General features: G+C 56.5%; 26 protein-coding genes, 1 other RNA gene and 1 pseudogene. 23 read left to right on the forward strand and 5 right to left on the reverse strand.

The features are described from left to right. Positions 1 to 22 precede the first annotated feature (22 nt). Positions 23 to 604 (reverse strand): DUF2059 domain-containing protein, encoded by a 582-nt coding sequence (locus DBR47_RS03345; RefSeq protein ID WP_197046834.1) that lies wholly within the window; start codon positions 602 to 604, stop codon positions 23 to 25. Between the two features lie 15 nt (positions 605 to 619). Continuing rightward, on the reverse strand, positions 620 to 3,289 hold the full coding sequence (gene gyrA, locus DBR47_RS03350; protein WP_124447019.1) for a DNA gyrase subunit A: 2,670 nt from the start codon (positions 3,287 to 3,289) through the stop codon (positions 620 to 622). Between the two features lie 266 nt (positions 3,290 to 3,555). On the opposite strand from gyrA, the gene ompA reads away from it, so the two are divergent. The 5 genes from ompA (at position 3,556) to DBR47_RS03375 (ending at position 7,760) form a co-directional block, all read left to right on the forward strand. Further along, positions 3,556 to 4,218, forward strand: coding sequence for an outer membrane protein OmpA (gene ompA, locus DBR47_RS03355; protein WP_124446819.1), 663 nt, complete (start codon positions 3,556 to 3,558; stop codon positions 4,216 to 4,218). A 154-nt stretch (positions 4,219 to 4,372) separates the two neighbouring features. Then, positions 4,373 to 5,074, forward strand: a complete 702-nt coding sequence (gene ubiG, locus DBR47_RS03360) for a bifunctional 2-polyprenyl-6-hydroxyphenol methylase/3-demethylubiquinol 3-O-methyltransferase UbiG (RefSeq protein WP_124446821.1) — start codon at positions 4,373 to 4,375, stop codon at positions 5,072 to 5,074. Further along, entirely contained in the window at positions 5,071 to 5,781 is a 711-nt protein-coding gene (gene gph, locus DBR47_RS03365) for a phosphoglycolate phosphatase (protein WP_124446823.1), read from the forward strand. The genes ubiG and gph overlap by 4 nt, the downstream gene beginning before the upstream one ends. 13 nt (positions 5,782 to 5,794) lie before the next feature. Then, positions 5,795 to 6,168: a transfer-messenger RNA gene (ssrA, locus tag DBR47_RS03370) on the forward strand. A gap of 182 nt (positions 6,169 to 6,350) precedes the next feature. Then, positions 6,351 to 7,760, forward strand: coding sequence for an integrase arm-type DNA-binding domain-containing protein (locus tag DBR47_RS03375; RefSeq protein ID WP_124446825.1), 1,410 nt, complete (start codon positions 6,351 to 6,353; stop codon positions 7,758 to 7,760). Between the two features lie 39 nt (positions 7,761 to 7,799). On the opposite strand, the pseudogene DBR47_RS24650 reads toward DBR47_RS03375, so the two are convergent. From DBR47_RS24650 to DBR47_RS24525, 3 genes and pseudogenes are all read right to left on the reverse strand, one after another. Continuing rightward, positions 7,800 to 8,099, reverse strand: a pseudogene (locus tag DBR47_RS24650) (transposase); the annotation flags it as partial. Positions 8,100 to 8,913: 814 nt separating this feature from the next. Then, positions 8,914 to 9,342, reverse strand: a complete 429-nt coding sequence (locus tag DBR47_RS03385; RefSeq protein ID WP_124446830.1) for an ORF6N domain-containing protein — start codon at positions 9,340 to 9,342, stop codon at positions 8,914 to 8,916. Further along, positions 9,339 to 9,563, reverse strand: a complete 225-nt coding sequence (locus DBR47_RS24525) for a hypothetical protein (RefSeq protein WP_197046836.1) — start codon at positions 9,561 to 9,563, stop codon at positions 9,339 to 9,341. Before DBR47_RS24525 ends, DBR47_RS03385 begins: the two co-directional genes overlap by 4 nt. Between DBR47_RS24525 and DBR47_RS03390 the strand changes: the two genes are divergently transcribed. The 18 genes from DBR47_RS03390 to DBR47_RS03475 all read left to right on the forward strand — a co-directional run bounded on the left by DBR47_RS03390 (position 9,562) and on the right by DBR47_RS03475 (position 24,833). Beyond that, entirely contained in the window at positions 9,562 to 9,768 is a 207-nt protein-coding gene (locus tag DBR47_RS03390) for a DDE-type integrase/transposase/recombinase (protein ID WP_197046837.1), read from the forward strand. The genes DBR47_RS24525 and DBR47_RS03390 overlap by 2 nt on opposite strands. A 524-nt stretch (positions 9,769 to 10,292) precedes the next feature. Then, positions 10,293 to 10,559 carry a flagellar biosynthetic protein FliQ gene (locus DBR47_RS03395; RefSeq protein ID WP_124446834.1) on the forward strand — a complete coding sequence of 89 codons (267 nt, stop codon included), beginning with the start codon at positions 10,293 to 10,295 and terminating at the stop codon, positions 10,557 to 10,559. Between the two features lie 17 nt (positions 10,560 to 10,576). Beyond that, on the forward strand, positions 10,577 to 11,341 hold the full coding sequence (locus DBR47_RS03400) for a flagellar biosynthetic protein FliR (protein ID WP_124446836.1): 765 nt from the start codon (positions 10,577 to 10,579) through the stop codon (positions 11,339 to 11,341). Then, complete coding sequence (locus tag DBR47_RS03405) at positions 11,338 to 12,447, forward strand: flagellar biosynthesis protein FlhB (protein ID WP_124446838.1); 1,110 nt, start codon at positions 11,338 to 11,340, stop codon at positions 12,445 to 12,447. The genes DBR47_RS03400 and DBR47_RS03405 overlap by 4 nt, the downstream gene beginning before the upstream one ends. Further along, positions 12,444 to 14,510, forward strand: coding sequence for a flagellar biosynthesis protein FlhA (locus DBR47_RS03410; protein WP_124446840.1), 2,067 nt, complete (start codon positions 12,444 to 12,446; stop codon positions 14,508 to 14,510). Before DBR47_RS03405 ends, DBR47_RS03410 begins: the two co-directional genes overlap by 4 nt. Further along, positions 14,507 to 15,220 (forward strand): flagellar hook-basal body protein, encoded by a 714-nt coding sequence (locus tag DBR47_RS03415; protein WP_124446842.1) that lies wholly within the window; start codon positions 14,507 to 14,509, stop codon positions 15,218 to 15,220. The genes DBR47_RS03410 and DBR47_RS03415 overlap by 4 nt, the downstream gene beginning before the upstream one ends. After that, entirely contained in the window at positions 15,220 to 15,990 is a 771-nt protein-coding gene (gene flgG, locus DBR47_RS03420) for a flagellar basal-body rod protein FlgG (protein ID WP_124446844.1), read from the forward strand. The genes DBR47_RS03415 and flgG overlap by 1 nt, the downstream gene beginning before the upstream one ends. A gap of 266 nt (positions 15,991 to 16,256) precedes the next feature. Then, positions 16,257 to 16,685, forward strand: a complete 429-nt coding sequence (locus tag DBR47_RS24655) for a flagella basal body P-ring formation protein FlgA (RefSeq protein WP_197046838.1) — start codon at positions 16,257 to 16,259, stop codon at positions 16,683 to 16,685. Positions 16,686 to 16,727: 42 nt separating this feature from the next. Further along, entirely contained in the window at positions 16,728 to 17,291 is a 564-nt protein-coding gene (locus DBR47_RS03430) for a flagellar basal body L-ring protein FlgH (RefSeq protein WP_255420646.1), read from the forward strand. A 1-nt stretch (position 17,292) separates the two neighbouring features. Further along, positions 17,293 to 18,420, forward strand: coding sequence for a flagellar basal body P-ring protein FlgI (locus tag DBR47_RS03435; protein ID WP_124446850.1), 1,128 nt, complete (start codon positions 17,293 to 17,295; stop codon positions 18,418 to 18,420). Between the two features lie 21 nt (positions 18,421 to 18,441). Next, on the forward strand, positions 18,442 to 18,810 hold the full coding sequence (gene flgB / locus DBR47_RS03440) for a flagellar basal body rod protein FlgB (protein ID WP_124446852.1): 369 nt from the start codon (positions 18,442 to 18,444) through the stop codon (positions 18,808 to 18,810). Next, positions 18,810 to 19,247 (forward strand): flagellar basal body rod protein FlgC, encoded by a 438-nt coding sequence (gene flgC, locus DBR47_RS03445; RefSeq protein ID WP_124446854.1) that lies wholly within the window; start codon positions 18,810 to 18,812, stop codon positions 19,245 to 19,247. The genes flgB and flgC overlap by 1 nt, the downstream gene beginning before the upstream one ends. Next, entirely contained in the window at positions 19,244 to 19,549 is a 306-nt protein-coding gene (gene fliE / locus DBR47_RS03450; protein ID WP_124446856.1) for a flagellar hook-basal body complex protein FliE, read from the forward strand. Before flgC ends, fliE begins: the two co-directional genes overlap by 4 nt. 3 nt (positions 19,550 to 19,552) lie before the next feature. Further along, complete coding sequence (gene fliF, locus DBR47_RS03455; protein ID WP_124446858.1) at positions 19,553 to 20,995, forward strand: flagellar basal-body MS-ring/collar protein FliF; 1,443 nt, start codon at positions 19,553 to 19,555, stop codon at positions 20,993 to 20,995. Positions 20,996 to 21,737: 742 nt separating this feature from the next. Next, positions 21,738 to 22,169 carry a FliH/SctL family protein gene (locus tag DBR47_RS03460; protein WP_124446860.1) on the forward strand — a complete coding sequence of 144 codons (432 nt, stop codon included), beginning with the start codon at positions 21,738 to 21,740 and terminating at the stop codon, positions 22,167 to 22,169. Further along, positions 22,166 to 23,497 carry a FliI/YscN family ATPase gene (locus DBR47_RS03465; protein ID WP_124446862.1) on the forward strand — a complete coding sequence of 444 codons (1,332 nt, stop codon included), beginning with the start codon at positions 22,166 to 22,168 and terminating at the stop codon, positions 23,495 to 23,497. The genes DBR47_RS03460 and DBR47_RS03465 overlap by 4 nt, the downstream gene beginning before the upstream one ends. Continuing rightward, a complete protein-coding gene (locus DBR47_RS03470; protein WP_124446864.1) occupies positions 23,494 to 23,958 on the forward strand; it encodes a hypothetical protein in 465 nt (154 codons plus the stop codon). The genes DBR47_RS03465 and DBR47_RS03470 overlap by 4 nt, the downstream gene beginning before the upstream one ends. Next, positions 23,955 to 24,833 carry a hypothetical protein gene (locus DBR47_RS03475; RefSeq protein ID WP_124446866.1) on the forward strand — a complete coding sequence of 293 codons (879 nt, stop codon included), beginning with the start codon at positions 23,955 to 23,957 and terminating at the stop codon, positions 24,831 to 24,833. The genes DBR47_RS03470 and DBR47_RS03475 overlap by 4 nt, the downstream gene beginning before the upstream one ends. Positions 24,834 to 24,844 lie beyond the last annotated feature (11 nt).

Below are 24,844 nucleotides of genomic sequence, written 5' to 3' on the forward strand. Positions count from 1 at the left end.
TTTGCGCGTGTTGCTGGCTCGCTTACTTCTTGGCGGGCTTGGCGGCCGGCGCCGAGGAGGCGGCCGGTGGCGCGATGCCCAGATGCTTGCCCACGCTTTGTTGCAGGGCTTTGAAGCGGGTTTCCAAGGTCGGTGCGGTTTCGGCCAACAGCTTGTCGCCCAGGGCTTTTTGCAACTCGCCGTTGATCTGGCCGAACTTTTTGTAGACCGGCGATTCCAGCCATGCCAGCAGCTGCTTCAGCTCCTCTTCGCTGAATCGCTCATCCAGCAAGGTGCCCACGGTGCCGGGGGCGATCTTGATGGCCTTGTCCTTGATCATCGGCGCGTTGTCGTCGACGAACTTTTTGATGTCGGCTTCGATGGCCTTGGCCGTGGCTTCGCGCTTCTCGGCAGGCACTTGCTGCAAGGCCGCACCGGCACCTTGCATCAGATTGCCCAGGGGCTGCTGCATCAGGCTGCGCGCCAACTGGTCATAGCTCTGCGATTGCAGGGCCAGCAGCTTGGCGATCATTTCCTTCTTGGCCGGGGTGGCGGTCGACGCTGCAGTCTGGGCAAAGCTCAGATTGGCGCAAAGCACCAGCGCGGCCGCGGCCAGAAATTTCATGGGCTTGGTGTTCATTTATTCCTTGGAGGTGTCGTCGCTGTCGCTGACGTTGTCGGTGCCAGCGGCTTGGTCGTCGCCCGTGGCTTCGGTACTGCTGTTCTCATTGGCGTCGTTCTCGACGATGCGCTGCAGGCCCGAGAGCTTGGAGCCATCATCCAGAGCGATCAGGGTCACGCCTTGGGTGGCGCGGCCCAGTTCACGGATCTCCGAGACACGGGTGCGAACCAGCACGCCACGGTCGGTGATCAGCATGATCTCGTCGTCCGCATGCACCAGGGTGGCAGCCACCACGCGACCATTGCGCTCGGTCTGCTGGATGGCAATCATGCCCTTGGTGCCACGGCCGTGGCGGGTGTACTCGGTGATGGCGGTACGCTTGCCAAAGCCGTTTTCGGTGGCGGTCAAAACGCTTTGGTTTTCGTCTTCGGCCACCAGCATGGCGATCAGGCGCTGCTCGGGTTCCAGCATCATGCCGCGCACGCCGCGGGCGGTGCGGCCCATGGGGCGCACATCGTCCTCGTCAAAGCGCACGGCCTTGCCGCCATCGCTGAACAACATCACATCGTGCTTGCCATCGGTCAGGGCGGCGCCGATCAGGTGATCGCCTTCGTCCAGGTCAACCGAGATGATGCCGGCCTTGCGCGGATTGCTGAAGTCCTTCAGCGAGGTCTTCTTGACCGTGCCCATGGCGGTGGCCATGAAGATGAAGTGATCCTCGGGGAAGCTGCGGAACTCCCCCGTCAGCGGCAGCACCACGGTGATTTTTTCGTCTTGCTGCAGCGGGAACATATTGACGATGGGCTTGCCGCGCGAGTTGCGCGAGCCCTGCGGCACTTCCCAAACCTTCAGCCAGTAGACGCGACCGCGATTGCTGAAGCACAGAATCCAGTCGTGGGTGTTGGCAATGAAGAGCTGATCGACCCAGTCGTCATCCTTGGTCTGGGTGGCTTGCTTGCCGCGGCCGCCGCGTTTCTGGGCGCGGTACTCGCTCAGAGCCTGGCTCTTGATGTAGCCGGTGTGCGAGAGCGTCACCACCATATCGGTGGGGGTGATCAGGTCCTCGGTCCCCAGTTCCTGCGCGTTATGTTCAATCGCGCTGCGGCGTGCACCGATCTTGGTCTGGCCGAATTCTTGACGAACCTGGATCAGCTCTTCGCTGATGATGGCGGTGACGCGGGCAGGCTTGGCCAGGATGTCCAGCAGATCGGCGATCTGCGACATGACTTCCTTGTACTCGCCAACGACCTTGTCTTGCTCCAGGCCGGTCAGGCGTTGCAGGCGCATCTGCAGAATCTCGCCGGCTTGGTCTTCCGACAGGCGGTAGAGGCCGTCGCTTTGCAGGCCGAACTCGGGTGCCAGGCCATCTGGACGGTAGGCATTGCGACCACCTTCGGTCTCGCCTTCGGCGCGCACCAGCATCTCGCGCACCAGGGAGGAATCCCAGCTCTTGCTCATCAGCGCAGCCTTGGCAATCGGCGGCGTCGGCGAGGCCTTGATGGTGGCGATGAACTCGTCGATATTAGCCATCGCAACGGCCAGGCCTTCCAGCACATGGCCGCGCTCGCGCGCCTTGCGCAGCTCGAAAATCGTGCGGCGGGTGACGACCTCGCGGCGGTGCTCCAAGAAGACCGTGATCAGGTCCTTCAGATTGCACAGCTTGGGCTGACCGTCGATCAGCGCCACCATATTCATGCCGAAGGTGTCTTGCAGCTGGGTCTGTTTGTACAGATTGTTCAGCACCACCTCGGGCACTTCGCCGCGCTTGAGCTCGATCACCACGCGCATGCCGGACTTGTCGCTCTCGTCCTGGATGTGGCTGATGCCTTCGATCTTCTTCTCGTGCACCAACTCGGCGATGCGTTCCAACAAGGTCTTTTTATTGACCTGGTAGGGGATCTCATCAACGATGATGGCCTGGCGGTTGCCGCGGTCGATGTCCTCGAAATGGACCTTGGCGCGCATCACCACCTTGCCACGGCCGGTGCGATAGCCATCGCGCGCACCGGACAGGCCGTAGATGATGCCGGCGGTCGGGAAGTCCGGCGCCGGGATGATTTCCATCAACTCATCGATGGTGCAGTCGGGGTTCTTCAGCGAATGCAGGCAGGCGTCCACCACCTCGTTGAGGTTGTGCGGCGGAATATTGGTGGCCATGCCCACGGCAATACCGGTGGCGCCATTGACCAAGAGATTGGGCAGTCGGGTCGGCAGCACCAGCGGCTCTTTTTCCGAGCCGTCGTAGTTGGGTCCGAAATTGACGGTTTCCTTGTCAATATCGGCCAGCATCTCGTGGGCGATTTTGGCCAGGCGGATTTCGGTGTACCGCATGGCGGCGGCGTTATCGCCGTCCACCGAGCCGAAATTACCCTGACCATCGACCAACATATGACGCAGGGAGAAATCCTGGGCCATACGAACGATGGTGTCGTAAACAGCGGTGTCGCCGTGCGGGTGGTATTTACCGATCACGTCGCCAACGATACGGGCCGACTTCTTGTAAGGCCGGTTCCAATCGTTGTTCAACTCGTGCATGGCAAAAAGCACGCGCCGATGCACGGGCTTCAAGCCATCGCGGGCATCGGGGAGGGCTCGGCCGACGATCACGCTCATGGCGTAATCGAGGTATGAACGCCGCATCTCCTCTTCGAGGCTGATGGGCAATGTTTCCTTGGCGAACTGGGTCATGCGCATGTGCGTGGCCGCACCCATCAGGTGGACCCGCATCGTTAGGGACAGGAACGGAGATTCTAAAGGCCTGCGGCTGTAGCACTCTCACAACAACTTTGGCGACTCCTTCGATTGAGGCCGCCACAATACGAGCCTATCGGTGCCCTATGGCACAATCGATGAGTCCCTAGGAGAAACCCGCATTAGCGGATCTATCTAAGGTTTTGTTCTAGCACTTACTGGGCACTCGCAGGGCAACTGCGGCATTCCTTGAGAGGAGAATCATGAAGAAATTGAATCGAGTGGCGTCGCTGATGTCCGTCGCTGTGGTCGCTGCCTTTGCTGCGTCCGGCGCTGTTGCGCAACAACAGACGGTGGACAACTGGCGCGCAACTGACGGTACCGTTTGGAAGAACGGCACCAATGAACTGTGCTGGCGTGATGCCAACTGGACACCCGCAACGGCTGCGGCCGAGTGCGACGGTGCTCTGAAGCCCGCCCCCAAGGTCGAGGCTCCCAAGCCTGTGGCTCCTCCTCCGGTCGTGGCTCCCCCGGCTCCTCCGAAGCCCGTGGCTCCTCCCGCTCCTGTGAGCGAGAAGGTCACCTTCGCTGCTGACGCATTCTTCGACTTCGACAAGGCTGTGCTGAAGCCCGAAGCCAAGGCTAAATTGGCTGACCTGCTGGCCAAGACCAAGGGTCTGAACCTGGAAGTCATCATCGCCGTGGGTCACACCGACTCCGTGGGCTCCGATGCTTACAACCAAAAGCTGTCGGTCAAGCGCGCTGAAGCCGTCAAGGCTTACTTGGTTGGCGCCGGTGCTGAGAAGAACCGCGTGTACACCGAAGGCAAGGGCGAGAAGGCTCCTGTCGCCGACAACAAGACTGCCGAAGGCCGCGCCAAGAACCGCCGCGTGGAAATCGAAGTCGTCGGTACCCGTACGAAGTAATTGCCAGACGCCTGCGGGCGTTTGTCAAAAGCCCCGCCTAGCGGGGCTTTTTTTCGTCTGTTCCGCCCGTTTTCGCCCGGCGGGCGCGTTCTTAAGCGCATCTCTTTGTGACAAGTCGTGTTCCGCTGCGGCGCATCCATTACCATTTCCGCCCATGATTAATGCAGACCCCCAAGAGCTCGCCAAGTTTGGCGATCTGGCCCACCGCTGGTGGGATGTCGACAGCGAATTCAAACCGCTGCACCAAATCAATCCGCTGCGCCTGGATTGGATCGCCGGCTACTGTCCCTTGGCGGGCAAGACGGCGCTGGATGTGGGCTGTGGCGGCGGCATTCTGAGCGACTCCTTGGCCCGACGCGGCGCCCAAACCCTGGGCATCGATCTGGCCACCAAGGCGCTCAAGGTCGCGCAACTGCACGCCATGGAGGCGGGCACCGAAGGCGTGGAATACCGTGAGATCGCGGTGGAGGCCTTGGCCCAAGAGCGGCCCGCCAGCTTTGATGTGGTGACCTGCATGGAGATGCTGGAGCACGTGCCCGACCCCGCTTCGGTGGTCAAGGCCTGTGCCGAGCTGGTGAAACCGGGTGGCTGGGTGTTTTTGTCTACCCTGAACCGCAATCTGAAGTCCTTTATGTTGGCCATCGTCGGCGCTGAGTATGTGCTGAAGATGCTGCCGGCCGGCACGCATGAGTACGCGCGTTTCCTGAAGCCAGCGGAGTTGGCCCAGTTCTGCCGCGATGCCGGTCTGGAACTGCAAGCCAGCCGAGGCCTTAGCTTCAATCCGCTGACGCAGCGCTACAGCATGGGCTCGGACACGGATGTGAACTATCTGCTTGCCTGCCGCAAACCCGCATGAGCAGCGCCGATTTGTGTGAGCCCGCCCAGCGGCTGCGGCTCTTGCCGGGCGTGACCCGGGCCGTCTTGTTTGATCTGGATGGCACCTTGGTCGATAGCGCACCCGATCTGGCTGGTGCCGCCAATGAGATGCGTTTGCAGCGCGGTCTGGCGGCTCTGAGCTATGCGCAGCTGCGGCCCATGGTGGGCGCGGGAGCGCGGGGCATGCTCGGTCTGGCCCTTGATATTGCACCTGGGCATGCCGACTACGAGGCCTTGAAGAACGAGTTTCTGGACCGCTACGAGCGTCGCCTGACCCAGGAGACCCGATTGTTCGATGAGATGCAAGCAACCCTGGATGGTCTCGCTGCAGCCGGCCTGGCCTGGGGCATCGTCACCAACAAGGCCGAACGCTTCGCATTGCCGCTGACCCAGGCCTTGGGTTTGCAGGCCGCCGCCAGTGCTGTCATCGGTGGCGATACCACGCCGCATACCAAGCCGCACCCGGCACCCTTGCTGGAAGCGGCCAGGCGCGCCCGGGTCTTGCCCGAGGACTGCGTTTACGTCGGTGACGACGAGCGCGACATCCTGGCCGGCCGCGCCGCAGGCATGAAAACCGTTGCCGCAGCCTGGGGATACCTGGGAAATGGCAAGCCGGTGGGCGCTTGGGGCGCAGATATTGTGATTTCTCGTCCGAATGAGCTCTTGGAAGTGCTCGGAGTGGCCTAAAATAGCAAGTTCTGGGGCCGACCAGGTTTCGACGTGGATGCGGATCCGGAGTAGGGCATACCGAGCACCAGTTCGCTCGTAAAACCACTGGAAACAAAGTAACTGCAAACGACTCTACGTTCGCACTCGCCGCTTAATTGCGCGTGAGCTTCTCAACGGTTGGCCCATGGGCCGGGCCTTGCGTCGCAAGACAACAGGCTGAGAAGTCATTCACATGGGCTGGTTTTGGATCGGGTTACTCGGTAAAGAACGAGATTTAGTGACTGGCGGGAGAGATAGCGTGCCGCTGCGCGATCGCTTCCGTGAGATTCAAATCAGACGGCTAAGTATGTAGAACTGCCCGGTGATGGTTTGCGGACGCGGGTTCAATTCCCGCCGGCTCCACCATTTTCATGTTTTGGGACGTTCCAGAAGGTCCCAAAAAGTTAATAGGCCTAAGTGAATCAATCACTTAGGCCTTTTTTCTTTCTCAGACACGTCCAAAGGGTTTCTTTACATCCGGCAGCTGACCGCACAACAATTTGTACAACTGCTCATTTTGAGTTGTGCGGTGGAGAAAGTTGTGCGGTATGACTGGAATAGATCTCTTAAGCGACAAGGCTATCAAGGCGGCTCTCAGGCGTGCCCAAGTCTCTAGCAAACCAGTCGGCGTCAATGACGGCGGGGGGCTGACTTTGGAAGCTCAACCCACTGGGGTGGGTTGGTGGCGGCTACGCTATTGGGTTGCTGGAAAGGCGAGCCGATTGAGCGTGGGAACTTATCCTGATACTTCTCTCGCTCAGGCTCGCCGTAAGCGAGAGGAGGCGAGAAAGCTGCTCGCCTCGGGTTCTGATCCAAGTGAGGCAAAAAAGGCGGAGAAGGCTGAGGCCATGGCTCGAGCCGGGTTTGCAAAGCTGGTGGCAGCTGGAAAACCCTTGCCGGGCTCGTTTGAGTTTGTCGCCAACGAGTGGCTTGACAAAGTGCATAGAGCGAAGGTCAGTGAGGGGCATGCCGAACGAACTCAAGTCCGTCTGAAGCAGGATGTGTTCCCGTGGATTGGCAGCCGCCCGATTGGAGAGGTTGAAGCTCCTGAACTCTTGAAGCTCCTTCGCAGAGTGGAGGGCCGCGGTGCAATTGAGACGACTCATCGTGTCAAGTACGTTTGCGGTCAAGTCTTTCGCTACGGAATTGCAACGGGTGATTGCAGCCGCAATCCAGCGGCTGACCTTAGGGATGCGTTGAGGCCCGTCCAGACTCGCCATCATGCGGCATTGGTGGATCCATACGAGGTCGCAAAGCTACTCAAGGACATGGATGGATACTCGGGCAGCGCCATCACAAAGGCGGCGCTTACTTTGTCCGCATTACTTTTGCTGCGCCCTGGTGAACTCCGCCATATGGAGTGGGCCTGGTTGAACTTGGAAGGCAGTGTGCTGACAGTGCCCTCAGAGGCAATGAAACGGACAAGAACTGACAAGTTGAGCGGGCCGCCGCATGTCGTACCACTTCCTCGGCAAGCCGTGACTGTTTTTGAAACTTTGAAGCCGCTTACGGGGACAGGACGTTTTGTTTTTCCGGCCTTAACCACGAGTCAGCGATGCATGAGTGAGAACACTGTACGCAGCGCGTTGCGTCGACTGGGATACGGGAATGAGGATATGACCGCCCATGGCTTCCGAGCGACGGCGCGAACAATGATTGCGGAACGTCTTGGGTTCATGCCGGAGATCATTGAGGCTCAACTTGCCCATGTTGTTGGAGACTCACTTGGCCGCGCCTACAACCGCACGCAGTACCTTCAACAGCGCCGGGAAATGATGCAAGCGTGGGCGGACTATGTGGACCAACTTCGCAGTGGGGCTTGGGCAACGCCGATAGGATCAAGAAGAAAAGCACATCCGAATACGGGAGGACAAGGCGACTCACACACGAGTCGCAAAGGGCCTGCTCAAAGAAATGATCCAGCCAGCGTCCTGCCTCGTCGTGAAGCGAGCAAATGACCTCTCTAAACCTAACAACCAAGGCTCCGAGAAGTAGAGCTATGCGGCCATGGCCAGTCGCTGTTTCGGGGTGACGTCGCCCAAGGCCATGTTTGGGCGCTCATGGTTGTAGCGCCATATCCACTGCGTGGCGAAGTCCCGGACCTCGTCGAGGTGGGGCCAATGGTACGGTGACAACCACTCGTAGCGGACGGTCCTGTTGAATCGTTTCACGTAGGCATTCTGTTGCGGCTTGCCCGGCTGGATATGCACGATGTGGATCCCTCTGGCGCTGGCCCAATCCAGCATCGTGGCACTGATTTGCTCCGGCCCGTTGTCACAGCGAATTACTTGCGGCTTACATAAATGCGACGACAGGGAATTTGGTTCTGCAGCACCTGGATGATCATTGGGCTGCGAGGGGGCTGAGTTCAGACGTTTTACGAACCTACAACAGCTTGGGGCGCCTAGACGATGACAACGGTGACAACTGGTCGGTGGGTTTTTACAACCGACAGTTGAGCTTGAACGGATCAGCCGGAAGTGTTGGCAGCACCTTGGTTCGGACCCTCCGCGATGGTGCTAAGCAAAGCTTTGGCTGGGATGCATCTTTGGGGCTGTATACCAGCACAGAAGGGGGCGGAGCCTATGAGCGCGTGAGTTACGACTCTGCGGCAGCGCAGTTCGTTTGGCATAGCAGTGCTAACGATCAAATGGAGACCTATGACGCCGGCGCGGGTCAACTCCTGCAGGCGGATGACTTGCATGGGAACTCGCAGCGCTTCACCTATGCCAATGGTCTTTTAATCAGCGTGGCCAACAAGTCTGTTGGTGACAGTGAGTACCGAGTCAACACTGAGTACAGCTACAACGCGAAGCAACTTGCGCAGGTTCAGACGCGCCAAGAAGACGGCAGTCTCCGAACTCGAGTCCGCTATGACTACGATTCGAGTGGACGTCTTTGGCACGTTTCAGTCGATCTGAGCCCCGAGGATGGGAGTACGGCTGATGGATTCGTGTATGTCACGACTTACAGCTATGACGGGGCTAGTCAGCGAGTCAGTAATGTTACCCAGTCAGACGGTAGCAGCCTGACTTTCGTCTACGTAAAGGTTGGGGTTGATTACCGGGTGCAATCGGTAAAGGATGGTCTGGGAAATAAGACAAGCTTTGACTACAGCCAGGCGGGTAAGACATGCACGCCGGCCAGTTCGCGCAGGCGCACGAAGGCGCGCACCACGTAGATGCCCATCTCCACCGCTTGAGGCGAGGCCAGCACATTGGCCGCCTGAATGGCACCATGCTCGGTGAAGGCATAGGGCAGCGTTTTAGAAAACTTCAATTTACTGAGGTGATCGCAATTTGCGACCACCTCGGCCTTCTCGGCGGCGTCGAGCTGGAACATGAAATCGCCCGGGAACCGGTCCCGGTTGCGCTTGACCTGCTCGTTCAGTCGCCGGGTGGGCACACCGTACAGCGCGGCCAGGTCGGCGTCGATCATGACCTTGTGGCCGCGCAGGATCAGGATGCGGCCCTCGATGCGCGGCAGCAGCACCGGCGCCGAGGGTGAGGTCGGTGGTTTCTCGTTGGCGGTGGGGCTCATTGCGCGGCCGCCGTCTTGGGGGCATTCGCAATGCCAGCCTCCCCAGCCCCAGCAATTCCACCAGGCCCACCCCATTGCCGGGCGGCATGCTTGAGCAGCAGGCCTTCGAGCACGGCGCGGGCGACCTGCTTCTCTTCGGGCGTGAACTGGCTCATGGCCTCGAACTGCAGGCGCAGATCCTCATCGGGGCCGCGCTCCAGGTCGCATGAAGCCGCACCCATGAAGATCAACAAAGTTCTGACGGACAACGGCAGCCAGTTCACTGACCGCTTCACAAGCAAAACACGAGAGCCCAGCGGCAAGCATCACTTCGATTTGCGCTGCCGAGCACTGGGCATCGAGCATTGGGCGTGTCCGTCTCGTCACCCGCAGACCAACGGCCTGGTGGAGCGCTTCAACGGGCGAATCAGTGAATTGGTGAAGTAGACCCGGTTCAGTTCAGTGACCGAAATGCAGGCGACCCAGCGCGTACTGCACGACCAATAACCAGCAAATTCCACTGCATTCGATTAATCACCTGACGCCCTCCAAGCGTTCAAAGACTGGTCAAGCAAACGCCCTGAGTTCTTAGTTAAACGGGTGAAGAATCTCCCTGGTTTTGACACCTAGCCCTTTGGCAGGCTTAGGGCGAACGACGTGTCTGTCATTCATTCTGAAAAAAGCAATACGAATTTGCCTTTGGTCCTACGAGTTGTGGTGGGGGTGGAGTCAATATTCACAAAGAAATGACCCTGAAGTGGCGACAGGTTCTCCGGTATCGCCGCCCCCCTAATTTGACGAAGAATTCCGCTTGATCAACTGCTACTCTGCGGCCGCATTCCGTTGAAGACGTTCAAAAAAATAGTTCAAGCATCCGACCAAGCTCGTTGAAGCTCTGGCGGCGTGTGGAGCGAGCTCATGTAGAACTTACTGGCTCAGCGTTGGACTTGTAGAGGGGTTTGAGGGAAAAGATGTCACCAGATCAGTCAACGCAGTTGCTTGCCCAATTGCTGTGGAAGGCTGCGCTTATTTCAGCGCCCCTGCTTTTGTCGCTCCTGCTCGTCGGAGTGCTTGTGAGCGTTTTTCAGGTGGTGACTCAAATCCAGGAAATGTCTCTAACTTTCATCCCGAAATTGATCGTGAGCGTGGTTGTGTTGGCGGTGGCCGGGCCATGGATGTTGGGCCAACTGATGAGTTTTAGCCGAACTTTGATCAACAGCATTCCTACTTTTCTTTAGGGAAATCGAGAGACTTCATGCTGAAGGTACTCGACGAAGGATGGATGCTGACAACCCTACTTGTATGGGTGCGCATTGGGGTCTTGTTGTTCTTGAGTCCCTTTGTCTCGGCTGCGAAATTGCCAGCTACGGTAATCGTATTGCTTGGTTTCGCGCTGGCCGGATTCCTTGTGGGTGCGTTGCAAGTTCGAGCGCCGATGAGCGTAGCAGCGCCCGGGTCATTCGTGTTCGCAGTTATTGCCGAAGCGTTGACTGGCGCGCTGATGGGTTTTGCTCTGCAGTGTGCATTTGCCTCGTTTTCAATGGCGGGTCAGATTTTGGATTTGCAGATGGGGTTTGGTGTGGGGACGTTATTTGACCCTGTGACTCGGGCAAACACACCGGTCCTGGGTTCAGTCTTGGCGATGTTTGCTGTTATGTATTTTTTCGGGGTGGAAGGGCATCAAGCGTTTTTGCGGGGCGTTGTCTTTTCACTTGAAGCGGTGCCCCCTGGTACACAGGGTTGGCAATCAGGGGTGGTTGACTTGCTGCGGCCTGTTGCGGCGATGTTTACGACTGCCTTAGCTGTTATCGCGCCAACCTTGTTCATCTTGCTGTTGCTCGAAGTGGTGCTGATGATTACGTCCAGGGTGCTGCCGCAGATGAATGTATTTTTTGTTGCGGTGTCAGCCAAGATTTTGGTGGGTTTGATCGTCTTGGCGATTACTGCGGCCTTTGTTGGTCCAGTCATGTCTCGCGCTTATGCGGGGCTTTTTAGGTTTTGGGACGGTGTGTTGCGATGAGTGCCGAGCAAGACCTAGACCGAAATGAAAAGGCGTCTCCCTTCAAACTTGAAGAGGCAAAGAAGCGTGGGCAGGTCGCCAAGAGTGCCGATGCGATGTCATTGGCTGTCCTCCTTGTGGCGACGGTATCGATTTTCGCATTGGCTCCAAGCGCGGTACGGGGCATGGCAGCCTTGATGAAGCTGGGTTTGAGTCGCAGTGTGGCCGGGCCGAATACTGCGGGTGAGGCGTCCCAGTGGATAAGCGCAGCCATGTTTGAGGCTTTGAAAGTGCTTGGTCCTTTGCTTTTGGTTTTGGTCGTAGTCGCAGTCGTGACTCAGCTTTTGCAAACGGGCCCGGTATTCAGCACCACCCCATTGAAGCCTGATTGGAGTCGGCTGAATCCGCTGACGGGTTTCAAGCGAATGTTCTCTATGAAGCTTGTGTTTGAAGCGGTTAAGAGCTCCCTTAAATTGCTTGCCATGACGGCAGTTGCCTGGATGGCGCTCAAAGCGCTGCTGCCAGGCGCAGCGAAGCTTCAATCGAGCTCGCCAAAGGCCTTCATTCACCTCTTGCTCGATGCGGCCGGCGGTTTGACTGGCAAGTTGTGTGCAGTGCTGGCAATTTTCGCAATTGTGGATTTGCTCTACACGCGTTGGGACTACCTGCGAACCTTGCGCATGAGTCGTCGGGAAATGACGGATGAGCATAAGCATCGCGATGGGGACCCTCGCATCAAGGCTCGATTGCGCGAACTTCGTTTGGAGCACTTGCGGCGGACCAAAGCCGTAAACAATGTTTCGAATGCTGATTTGCTGGTGACCAATCCAACGCACTTGGCTGTTGCTATTCGCTACCGTCATGGTGAGTCGGTGGCACCTCAATTGATCGCAAAGGGTGCAGGTGGGCTCGCCAAAAGAATGCGCGATTTGGCCTACCAATCGCATGTCCCTATCGTGCAAAGCCCCGCCTTAGCGCGAGCGCTTTTCAAGGAAGTTGATCACGAGGCTTTCGTACCTGAGCGCTGGTATCCGCAGATCGCCAAGTTGTTGGTTTGGGCACAGACGGCCAAGATGGCAAAGGCTAAAGCCTGGCCAAGCTCCGTGGTGGGAGGGGGGGGCTCTTGAACGCGCTACGTCGAGTACTTGGCCCCCATGCTGACATCCTGTTGGCGCTGCTCGTTATGGGCATCCTTACGGTGCTCTTCGCGCCGGTGCCATCATGGTTGTTAGACATTTTGATTTTGATGAACGTGAGCTTTGCTTTGATGCTGTTGCTACTCACGTTCTACATGCACCGACCGGTTGAGTTCTCGACCTTTCCGTCGCTTCTCTTGATCGCCACTTTGTTTCGGCTCGCCTTGAATGTTGCCGCCACGCGCTTGATCCTGACGGATGCTGATGCAGGGCACGTAATTCAAGCTGTTGGTTCTTACGTGGTTGGCGGCAACTATGTCATTGGTTTGATCGTATTTTTGATACTCGTTGTTGTGCAGTACGTTGTCGTGACCAGCGGGGCTCAGCGTGTGTCTGAGGTCGCAGCCCGATTTACTTTGGACAGCATGCCAGGTCAGCAAATGAGCATCGATGCCGACCTCAATATGGGTTTTATCGATCAAGCCGAAGCCCAGCGCCGCCGCAAGGTACTCGAAAAGCAGGCAGGGTTCTACGGCGCAATGGATGGCGCTAGCAAGTTTGTAAAGGGTGACGCAATCGCGGGGATCGTCATTCTGCTAATCAACATCATCGGCGGACTGATCATTGGCGTGATGCAGTTGGGTATGGCGTGGGATCAGGCCTTGCATACGTATACGTTGTTGACGGTCGGTGATGGAATCGTCACTCAAATCCCGGCCTTGGTCATAGCAGTTGGAACCGGCATCATCGTCACCCGTTCTGCCTCAGACACAAATCTGGGTGGAGAGGTCTTGCGCCAACTGACTTCCTTTCCGAAGGTGGTTTGGATTGTGGTCGCTACGATTGGTGTGCTGGCCTTTTTGCCCGGCATACCGGCAGTGCCTGTTGTGGTGGTGGTCGCTGTGCTCTGCCTATTTGGTGGCTTTGCGCACATGCGGATTCGATATGAAGGTGAGATCGCGGCTGATACGGAATCTGAGCCCTCCAAGGAAAAGACGGGTGAATCGCCACTGCCAAGAGTTGAGCCAGTCGATGTACGAATAGCCCCGCAACTTGCTCCACTTGCCGACGGTGAGGGGTCGGTGCTGCACCAAAGGGTTGCCGCGTTCAGAACTCAGTTCGCATCTGAACTTGGCGTGTTGCTTCCACCTGTTCGATTCAAAGTTGATCCGAAGATCGCAGTCCATGCTTATGAGATCAGCATTTACGGGGTCATTCATGGTCGAGGGGAGTTGATGCCGGATCGGATATTGGCGATTCACGCAAGTGGGGATACGAAATTGATTCCGGGGGTAGAGACCAAGGAGCCCACCTATGGGCTACCCGCGGTGTGGATTGAAGAGGGCGATCGTGAAAGAGCGCGAGCCTCTCGGTATACCTTGGTCGACCCGCCCACTGTGTTCATCACCCACCTTAGTGAGACTCTTAGGCAGCACTGTGCAAGTCTCGTCACGCGTGTTGAAACGGACAAGCTCCTGAATCGTGTGCGTGAGTCTCAGCCTGGCTTGGTCGAGGAGGTTGTGCCCTCACTGTTGAGCATCGTCGACATTCAAAAGGTTTTGCAGAATTTGTTGAAAGAAAAAGTTGGCCTTCGAAATGTGGACGCCATCTTGGAGACCTTGGCCGATGTCGGGCGCAGTACCAAAGATGCGGCTTTGTTGACAGAGGCTGTTAGGCAGAGGCTGGGCGCGGCTATCTGTCAGCAACTGATGGGTGAGGCTGCAGTTTTGCAGGTGTTGACGCTGGACCCTGCCTTAGAAAACAAGTTGCGTAGCGGCATTGAACAAAGCAGCTTTGCCGCTGACCCGAAGTTGGTGGAGCAGTTGTTGAGTCGCGTCGCGGGCCTTGCAGAGCAAATGATGCGTGGCAATTTGTTGCCTGTCTTGCTCTGCGCACCAGATCTGCGACGCCATCTTCGCAGCCTGACCGAACGAGCATTGCCGCACATGCGCGTCCTAGCTGTCACGGAGGTTCCAGGAAACGTAGCGCTAAAGGCATTTGGAAGCGTTGCGCTACCGGCGTTGGCCACTGAGGTCCAAGGGAAAGCATCATGAGCATCATTGAAGTCGCCGCCATCGGATTGCAGCAAGACACCGAGCGCTTGCGAGTGATCAGTCACAACGTGGCGAATGTATCAACGCCGGGCTACAAGCGGCAACTCGCCGTTTTAACGCCGTTTTCTGGTTTGGTGGACGCCGAAGCCGGTAAGTACGCCGGAGCATCCGTGCATACGGATATGTCTACTGGACGCTTACGCAGCACGGGGAGTCCGTTAGATGTGTCGCTTGACGGACGAGAGTTCCTGATGGTGTCGAGTGCTTCGGGTGATTCACTGTTGTCTCGTGGGGGCAGTCTTCATGGGGACGCCTCAGGGCGCTTGGTGACATCTGCTGGGCAGGTTGTCCAAGGTCTGGGCGGCGATATTCGCCTACCGCCAGGGGCTACTCAGATTCGCATTTCTTCGGACGGGAAAGTCTTTGCGGATGACGTCCAAGTTGGCACCTTGCAGGTAGTCAGTGTTGCCGCTGAGGCCCCAATCGTCTCAATAGGCGATGGGCTCTTCATTGCACCCAACAAAGCTGACATGCAGGCCGTCAGCACTCCTCGCGTGCTTGTTGGGCAAAGCGAGGCATCCAATGTCGTGTCGTCACAGGAGATGGTGGAGTTGATGACAACGATCCGCCATGCGGAGTCCATGGCCCGCCTGATTCAAGGCGCCGATGAGATGCTCGAAAAGTCGATTCGAAAGTTTGGAGAAGCTTGATGAATGATGCGCTGTACATCGCTGCTACCGGCATGCAAGCCCAGCAGACGCAGTTGAACGTGATTGCAAACAATGTGGCGAATGTCAACACGACTGGCTTCAAACGCTCAAGCGTGAACTTTCATGATTTGGTCCAGCGTGAGGGGCAGCCCGCGGATGGACGGGAATCAGTTTTGAGCCCTGCGATGAGCGCAGGGGTGTCTATCGGTAGCCAGCTTCGCATGTTTGCTGCCGGCGATTTGAAACGTACGGAATCGCCGATGGACTTGGCCATTCAGGGCAATGGCTTTATTGAAGTGCTTTCACCGGATGGCAGCACGGCCTATTCGCGGGGCGGCACGCTTCAGGTAAACGCAGACAACCTCCTTTCGACGTCGGAGGGATTTGTTTTGAAGCAGCGAATTCAGGTGCCAACCGACGTGAAGTCGTTGACAGTGGGTCAGGACGGGCAAGTCGTCAGCGTCGACAGCAAAGGGCATGAATTGAATCTTGGTCGACTTGACGTGATCACGTTTGCCAATTCAGGAGCGCTTACAGCTGCTGGTGACAATGTTTTTCGAGCCAACGCACTTGCCGGTGAGCCTGTTGCTGGGACGCCTGGCGATGCTGGTGCCGGACGCTTGATGCAGGGCTACCTGGAAAATTCCAATGTGAAGTTGGTTGATGAAATGGTGCAGCTGATGGTGGCCCAACGGGCCTATGAAATGAATGTCAAAGTCATTCAGGCTGCGGACGAGATTGCGGGCATGACCAACAACCTTCGCAAATGACCTTTAAGGCATTTTTGCTTGTGGGGCTTTACGTTGGCTCAATGGGTGCTGTCGCGGCTCCAGTCGATCTTTTGCCTTTGTCACGGTGTGAGGAGGTTCGACGTCTTGTTGAGCGTGCTGGGCTGGACAGGCAGATATCGGTGTCAATGACATGTACTTCGGTCGTGCCGAAGGAGGTAGGAGACACGCAGGGTGACCTTCGATTGTCTTCGCAGGGCATTCGTTGGGTGGTGGGGCCATCCAAGCTGGAGTTGGAGCGTGTCGGCATGAATGGAAAAGTGACTGCTGTCGCGATTCCAGTTCAGTTGAACTTGAGCACCATGGCTTGGGTTTCCAGAAAGAACTTTTCAAGTGGGCAAAGTGTGCGCAGTGAGGACTTCGACTGGGCCCAGTTCGCCTGGCCTCCTGGCGCCATCGTCAAGTCGACCTCCATCTCTGCGCCCGTGGGGCGCCTTCGACGTCCCCTGCGAAAAGCGGAGCGACTAGACGACTCAAATTTGGTTCCCATCAATCAACGTCTTCAAGGTGATGAAGTGACCGTTCGCTGGCGAAGCAGAGGTATTGAACTTGAAACGCTTGCAACATTGGTTGCTGACGCCTCAGTGGGAGAAAGGGTGCGCGCTCAAATAAAGGGGAGCCGCAGCATATTTACCGGCGTTCTTGAAGACTTTTCAACTGTAGTTTTAGAGCGATAGCCCATGAGATGTCACCTGATTTTGATCTTTGGCTGTGGGCTGATGGTTGGCTCATTCGCACAGACAGTTGAATCCAAGGCGGGACCCGCCGCGCGAGGGAGCCTGTATTCGGAGTCAAGCTACCAAGCGTTGACCTCAGATCGCCGTGGCCACAAGGTGGGTGATCTAGTGACCGTGATTATTTTCGAGAACGCTAGCGCATCGAGTACGGCAGATACGGGTGCCAACAGGGATTCAAATGTTGGCTTGAGCATCAGTACACCCACGTTCAATAAAAGTGCAGGGGTTGGCGCCAACAGTGACTTTTCTGGGGGAGGACGTACCCAACGTGCAGGAAAGGTCCTTGGCCAATTGACGGTCTTTGTTCGCGAAGTTTTGGCAAACGGCGATCTCTTCGTCTCTGGCGAACAAAGTTTGGAAGTGAATGGTGAGCGTCAGGTGATCAAGCTTGAAGGGCATGTTCGGCCAAAGGACATCACGGAACTGAATACGGTGCTGTCAACACGGGTCGCAGACGCGAAAATTTCCTTCTCAGGCGATGGTGTCCTTGGTGATCGACAGCGTCCGGCTTGGTGGCAAAAGCTGCTGGGACTGTTTGGGGTTTGAGATGAAATTTCATTTGTCACCGAAATGGATTGCGTTGGCCTTGATGAGCGTTGCATTGACTAACGTAGATGCTTATGCGCAGCCAATTCGAATCAAGGATTTGGGTCGGCTCAGTGCATCTCGCGAGAACAGTCTGGTCGGCTTCGGATTGGTCACAGGTCTTGCTGGCACAGGTGACTCACAGCGCAGCAAGGCAACACGTCAGTCGATCGCCAATCTTCTGTCTCGTTTTGACCTTGCTGTCCCGAGCGACGATATCTTGAGCCGCAACGTGGCTGTCGTGACTGTTACGGCCAGCTTGGCTAGCTATTCGCGTGCTGGTGATACTTTGGACGTCACCGTAACTTCGGTAGGTGATGCAAGAAGCCTGGCTGGCGGCAGCTTGTTGATGACGCCATTGAAAGGACCCGATGGACGGGTCTATGCGCTGGCGCAGGGCGCACTTACCGTCGGCGGCTATCGATACGACGCTAACAACAACTTGGTGCAAAAGAATCACCCCACCGTCGGGTTAGTCTCGGGTGGCGCAACGGTGGAGTTGGGCCTTGTCGGAGAGCGAGCACCGGTCGAAGCGATCACCTACGTGCTGCATTCTGCGGACTTCACGACCGCCGGCCGAATTGCCGATGCCATCAATGAATCAACGGGATCAGAGGTTGCGGAAGTGCGTGATGCGTCAGGCATTGACATCCGCGTGCCAGAAGCGTTTCGAAGCCAGATTCCTGCTTACATGCGTCAGTTGGAAACGCTGTCTGTGATGCCAGACCGGCAGGCACGGGTGATCGTGAATGAGCGGACAGGAACTGTAGTCACCGGTGGAGACGTACGAATTTCCAAAGTGGCTGTGTCGCATGACGATTTGAAAGTCACGGTTGAAGCTGAAACGTCTGTGTCGCAGCCCTTACTGGTTCGACAAACTGGAGCGGGCGTTCGAACCCAAGTTGTGACCAATAGCCGCCTGATTGTTGAAGATGGAGGCAGCACAAAATTTGTTCCCGCGGGGGACACCACGGTGGCTGATCTGGTTCAGGCGTTGACTCGCCTCAAGACAAAAACTCGCGACATCATCGCAATTTTGCAAGCTATCAAGGCGGCCGGCGCCCTGCATGCCGAGCTGATTATCCAGTGATTTTTACTCTTGGACCTAGCTATGCAAATGATTGATCCGACAACTTTGGCTCTGGTGGGTAGGGCGCTCGACGTAGCAACGCTGCGCCAAGCCGTTCATGCTCAGAACATTGCCAACGCTAATGTGGAGGGTTATTTGCCTTCTTCCGTCCGTTTTGAAGAGCATCTTGGCCATGTGCGTGCGGCGCTGTCGGATCGCCAGCCAGTTCAACCTCGTGATTTGGAAGTTTTGCAGCCCTCAGTCGTGGCAGCTGCACTGGGATCGAAAGTGGAGTTGGACATGGAGGTATCTGCACTTGCTCGAAACAGCATGCACTACCAAGCCCTGGTAAAGGTGCTGGATCGTGAGATGTCCCTTATGTCACTCGCTGTTTCTGATGGGAAACGATGATGGATTACCGAGCCATATTTGAAGTAAGCGCAGCTGGGATGACCCTGGAAAAACGTCGCCTGGAAGTGGCGACGTTGAATTTGGCGAATATGCACAGCAGTTCGTCGTCTAACGCGGATGCATACAAGCCCACCCGATTGGTGGCTAGCCCAATTGCCATGGACTTTTCGCGCTTGTTGCTTGCCGACTCGGGTGCAGCTATGCCGATGCAGCCATTGACGCGAGTTGTACAGACAGATGTTAGTCCCAGAATGGTGCGTGACCCAGGCCATCCGCATGCGGATGCGCAAGGGTTTGTTCGATATCCCGGGGTCGACCAGGCAACCGAGATGATTTCTGCCATGAGTGCTCTGCGAGCCTATGAGGCTAACGTGGCCGCTGCGGGATTCGCGCGGTCGATGGCAACACGTGCGCTTGACATTGGAGGTGCCCGATGAACCCTTCGGTAACTGCGATCGAGGCTGTGGCGCCCAATCTGTCCGGTGCCAACGCGGTGTCATCGGCGGGAGGTGCACCAACGGCCCAGTTTGGGAACTGGATTGCCCACGAAATTTCCCAGGTCAATACGCAGATGGTCGATGCCGAGAGGGCCGCGCAGCAACTGGCAGTGGGGGGGACGGCCAGCGTCCACGACACGATGATTCAACTTGAGCAGGCGCGTTTGTCGTTTCAGCTCGCGATTCAAGTCCGGGCGAGAGTGCTTGAAGCCTACCAAGAAGTCATGCGGATGCAGGTGTAAGAAATGTCTGAGTTGAATAGTTTTTGGCGCGACTTGTCTGGGGCGCGACGTGTTGGGTTGCTGCTAGGCATGGCACTGATTGTTTTGCTTGTTGCAGCACTGGCCTGGTGGTCGTTTCGCGCCCCATATGGCGTACTCTTCTCTGATCTATCTGACCAGGATGCCGCGACCGTAGCGCGCGAGTTGGACAAGCTAAAAGTACCTTATGAAGTGGCTGCCAATGGCCACAGCATCTTGGTTGTTGAAAACTCGGTTCACAAAGTGCGGATGGCGCTGATGGGGCGTCAGTTGCCACTGCACGGAGGCGTCGGCTTTGAACTCTTCAACAACGCAGAATTTGGTGCCAGCGACTTTGTGCAAAAGGTCAATTACCAGCGAGCACTTCAAGGAGAGCTAACGCGGACTATTGGGTCGATAGAAGAAGTTCAGTCAGCGCGCGTACACCTTGCATTGCCTGAACAAGGGCTTTTTCGAAAAGATAGTAGTAGAAGTAAAGCATCGGTGACCGTTGCCATGAAGCAAGGCCACACGCTGACGCCTGGGCAAGTTCAGGGAATTCAACGCCTGGTTGGAGCTTCGGTGCCCGAGGTGAAGGCTGAAGACGTGACAGTCTTGAACCAACATGGAATCCCACTCTCACGTAGCGCGGGCGATGATGGCTCGTCTAACTCGCTCGTAGCGGGGGGGCAGCTGGATTCCAAGAAAGAGCTTGAACTTCACCTCAGCGAGAAGGCGAGCAGAGTTTTGGAGAAGCTCTTCGGTAAAGACGGCGCGTTGGTGACGGTCGACGTTGCGTTGAGTAATGTTCAGTCCAAAGTTACAACCGAAGAGGTCCTGGCAGCAGCTAATTTGCCCAAGGAACAGATCCCAACCGGGGTGCTCGTCCGTGAGCGAAGCGTGACCCGTGATATTGGCGGTGAGGGTGATAAGTCAGCTGGACCAGTGACGACGACACAAGAGTCAGACTATTTGACGGGTCGACGGACAGAGCAAGTGGTGTCGGCGCCTGGAGGAGTCGCACGAATTCATGTTGCCGCTGTGGTACGAGCAGTAGAAGATGAACAACAACTAGTTCATGCGCGAGAGCTCTTGCAGGCTGCGGTTGGCGCGCAGCTGGCTCGTGGCGATATGGTCACGGTCTATTCCATGACCGGGGCAGGCATTGCCAAGAGTCCCGCGTCAGCTATCGATACTGGACGAAAAGAGGGGAACGAAGAGCCTCTGCTACCGATACGCCATTCCGCCACATCAGAGGCTTCAAATGTTGTGCGGGTGTTGGTGGTACTGCTTGGCGTGGTTCTTTTGTTGGTAGGTCTTTCCTTGTGGCTGAAGAGCCGCTCGCGGCCTAGTGCGTTGTCGCGGAACGAAAGCCTGTCAGCAGATCAGCGGGAAGCTGTTCTGCGGTCGGTCAGGGGTTGGCTTGATGGCGACGGAGGTGTCGCGTGATCAGTGAGACACCGACATTGGCGAGAATGCGGCGAGCCGCATTGGAGTTGCATGCCTTGAGTCCTGAGGACCAGGCATGGTTGATTGAACGGCTTGCCCCTTCACAACAGGCGCAGGTGCGCCCTTTACTCGAAGAATTGAGGGCACTTGGAATTCCTGGCGACGCAGATGTATTGAAGCAGGTGCTCTCGTATCAAGGGAGGCTAACTGAAGTGCCGGCAGAACGGTCTCCTTGGTTTTCTATGGGAGCGGATGAAGCGATTGAGCTACTTGCTCAAGAACCTCCTCTCCTTGTCGCGCGCTGCCTTCAAAGTCTCAATGAGCGTGCCGTAAAGGAGTTCTTGGCCCGCCTACCTAGCGACTCAAGTGCCGAGGTAGGCGCGCTGCTTCAAGATTGGCCCAATGCCCCGGCCCTAAACGAGGCCCTGGAGCGTGCGCTTCGAGCTAAGTACGCAAGGTGCGCCATCCGTTTCGGAGAATCGCTTTGAGTGCGGGAATCCTTAAGCGGACCGTGTTGACGTCGAGTGCTCTAACGAGAGCATCTGTTCAGACCAGACCGAAACGAGTTGAAGAGCACCAACACGAAGGAAAGCCAATCGCACTAGACCGTACGCCTTCCATTGAAGCAGCTCATCGGGCTGAAGAGGAGGCCTTCAGGGCGCTTGCGATTAACAAAGAGAAGGCTCGCTTGGAGGGTCTAGAACTAGGAAGACAGCAAGCAAAGGGTGAGCTAGAAAAGGCCTTGGCCGCCCAAGCCGTTGAAGTTGCCAATCTTATGGAGGGCGCAAGTCTTGCTTGGGCCAAGCAAGTCGAGCGTTTGCAGGTCGAGATGAGCGAATTCGCTTTCGTTGCGGTCAATCGCTTGTTGGCTGACGCGCTGAGTGATCCTCAAGTTGCCTTGGGTGCGGTTCGCCGCGTGCTGAAGGAATGCAATGCATGGCAGTCCCTAACTGTTGAATTGCATCCTCAAGATTTGCGCTGGTTGCGCGAAGGTCTCAAGGGTGATGCATTGACGGCAGATAAATCGGTGATTTTTGCGGGGAGTGAAGACGTTGCCGTTGGTGGCTGTCGAATTGTTTCAGAGCAAGGGGAAGTTGATGCACGGTTGGAGGTCCAACTGGGTCGACTGCGTCAGAGTTTGGACGAGTTTCGTGCGGCAATTCAAGTTTCATGAGCAAAGCATCTTCCCCTGACCTGCGAAGCGTCGCCCGCAACTTTCCGATATATCAGTGGTCGGGGAAAGTCAGCCGGGTTCAATCGTTAGGGGTGGAGTCCACAGGGCCAATTTGCGCCCTAGGTGACCTCGTAGAGATTCGCTGGGCAGGGCAAAAGTCTCAGGCCGAAGTCATTGCTTTGCGCGAAGGACGCGTGACTTTGCTGCCCTATGGTGACACCAAAGGCCTGACTGTTGGCGCTGAAGTTGTTGCACTGGAAACGGCCCCCTCCGTACCGGTGGGAATGGGCTATTTGGGTCGGGTAGTTGATGCCTTCGGCGTGCCGCTAGATGGGTTGCCTGGGCCTAGTTCAACCGGTGTCGCAAGCCTGCGCCGTAAGCCACTCAATCCGCTTTTGCGTGAGCCCATTTCCGAACGTGTGTTCACTGGTATCCGAGTCATTGACGGTTTACTGCCGTTAGGGCGCGGGCAGCGCCTTGGAATTTTCGCGGGTAGTGGAATAGGTAAAAGCTCGTTGATGGGGATGTTGGCTCGGAACGTGCAAGCGGATGTCAATGTCGTCGCCTTGATTGGTGAGCGTGGTCGGGAAGTACAAGACTTCATTGAGCATTGCCTATCGCAGGAAACTAGGTCACACACAATTTTGGTGGTGGCGACTTCTGACGAGCCAGCCGTCGTTCGTGCGCGGGCCGCGTATACCGCCACCGCGTATGCAGAGTACTTTCGAGATCAGGGGAACTCAGTCTTTTTGCTGATGGATTCGGTGACGCGATTCGCAATGGCCCGCAGGGAGATCGACTTGGCGGCCGGACAGCCTCCAACTTCGAGAGGCTACACGCCCAGTGTCTTCTCTGAGATTCCTGCGCTGTGTGAGCGCTGTGGCTCGATCGCAAGTGGAGGGGCAATTACTGCGATGTACACCGTGCTGGTCGAAGGCGATGACCACAACGAACCTATTGCTGATACTTTGCGGGCAACACTTGATGGACAGATCGTTCTAAGCCGAGAGCTTGCGAATGAAGGCCATTTCCCAGCCGTTGATTTGCTGAAAAGCATCAGTCGCCTAGAACGCCAAGTGGCCGATGTGTCCACATTGGATGCGGCCAATCGCTTGAGAGGGGTACTGTCGGTTCACCACAGACATCGCGAAATGGTCGAAATGGGCCTTTACAAGGCAGGTACCAACCCGGAGCTCGACCAGGCATTGCTGCGCATTCCCGGAATAACGCAATTCTTGCGACAAAAGCTAGACGAGGTCTCGTCATTTGACCAAACGTATCAAAGCTTATGTAGAGCTCTGACTGAATCGAGCGGGGTAGTGCGATGAGCAAACTTGGCCAACGGCGCTGGCTACTTGTTGCGAAGCGCGCAGCTGAAATCAAGGCGATGCTTGATGCTCAGCACCTTGCAGGTGCGAGGCTGCTTAGTCAGCAGGCTGACCGTGCTTGGGCGGACGCGAAAGGGACAAATGAGCAGGTTCAGCAGCAGTGGCGTACATGGCTTGAACGAGAGAGCTTTCACGCCGCGGATGAAGCTTTGTTCCGTGGCTATCAAAGTCAGACGCGGAAAGTTGAGTTCGAATCTCGATCAATGGCAATAGAGGCGGATCGACTATTCAACGAGGCGCAACTTCAAGCGCGTCGATCTCTGGGTGAGAAACGAGCCTTGGCAACTGCAGTTCGTCGGGCTTTGCTGCAGTCAGATTCAGCAGATGTAAAAGCAAGCCAAGTGGATGCTGACGAAATTTGGCAGGTGCTTAGCTCAGATGAACACGAGGTTGGATCATGAATCCACTTTCAATGTCGCCATTTCCTTTGCCTCTCAGTCAAAAGTATGAGGGTAACAAATCGGAGGAACTGTCGAACTGGATGATGCATTTGGAGCGTGCTTGGCTCGCGAACTGGCCCAGTTCGTCTGTTGCGGGTATCACAGAATCACAACCTCAAGTTGAAGGGTCTAGCCCCGTACCGGCTGATTTGAATCGAGCGACCGAGACTTTATTGTCAACCACTCAATCCTTCGCGGCACAGTCTCTTCGGGGCGCGAATAGTGACTCCCCGCCAACAGATTCATTCCCTGCTGAATCTGAACGCGCAACGTTTGACCAGCAAGGAAATGAGGTTGCTGAATTCGTAGCGCCTAGGTCGATGGTGGTTGGAAATTCCTCGGTGTTGAAGCGGGAGTTCGAGGCGAGCGTAGCTTCAGCGCTAGTCGTGAAAAGTGACGTTGGGTTCTTCAGTATTGAACAGCAGGTGTCAGAGTCACCAAAGGCGGAAGTACAGACAAATAACTTGCTTCCAGTATCTCCGCCTGTTGGCCACCTCATCAGAGTCTGCACTACTGATGCTGAAAATGAGCAATTACCTAATCGATTCAGTTCAGCGCCGTGCCAGCAAGATATATCCCAGCCTTACAAACAGAGCCTACTTCGCGTGTCAGTCAATGAAGCAGGCGTACAGGTCACTCTTCGTGATGCTGCGTTGAGCCATGCCGCCGCACTCTATGCGGGTACAGCCCTAGCCCAAGAGCTGCGCTCTCGCGGTGCGGAAGGTTTACGCGTTTATGTGAACGGGCTAAGGTTGAGCCAGCTGGATGTTCATCCTTCATCACCCGTGGATTTTTTGAACAAAGCTCCTCTGCCGCTCGACCAGCTAGCGAAGTGAGTAACTCTAAG

The sequence above is a fragment of the Paucibacter sp. KBW04 genome, from assembly GCF_003852425.1.
GTDB lineage: Bacteria > Pseudomonadota > Gammaproteobacteria > Burkholderiales > Burkholderiaceae_C > Paucibacter_A.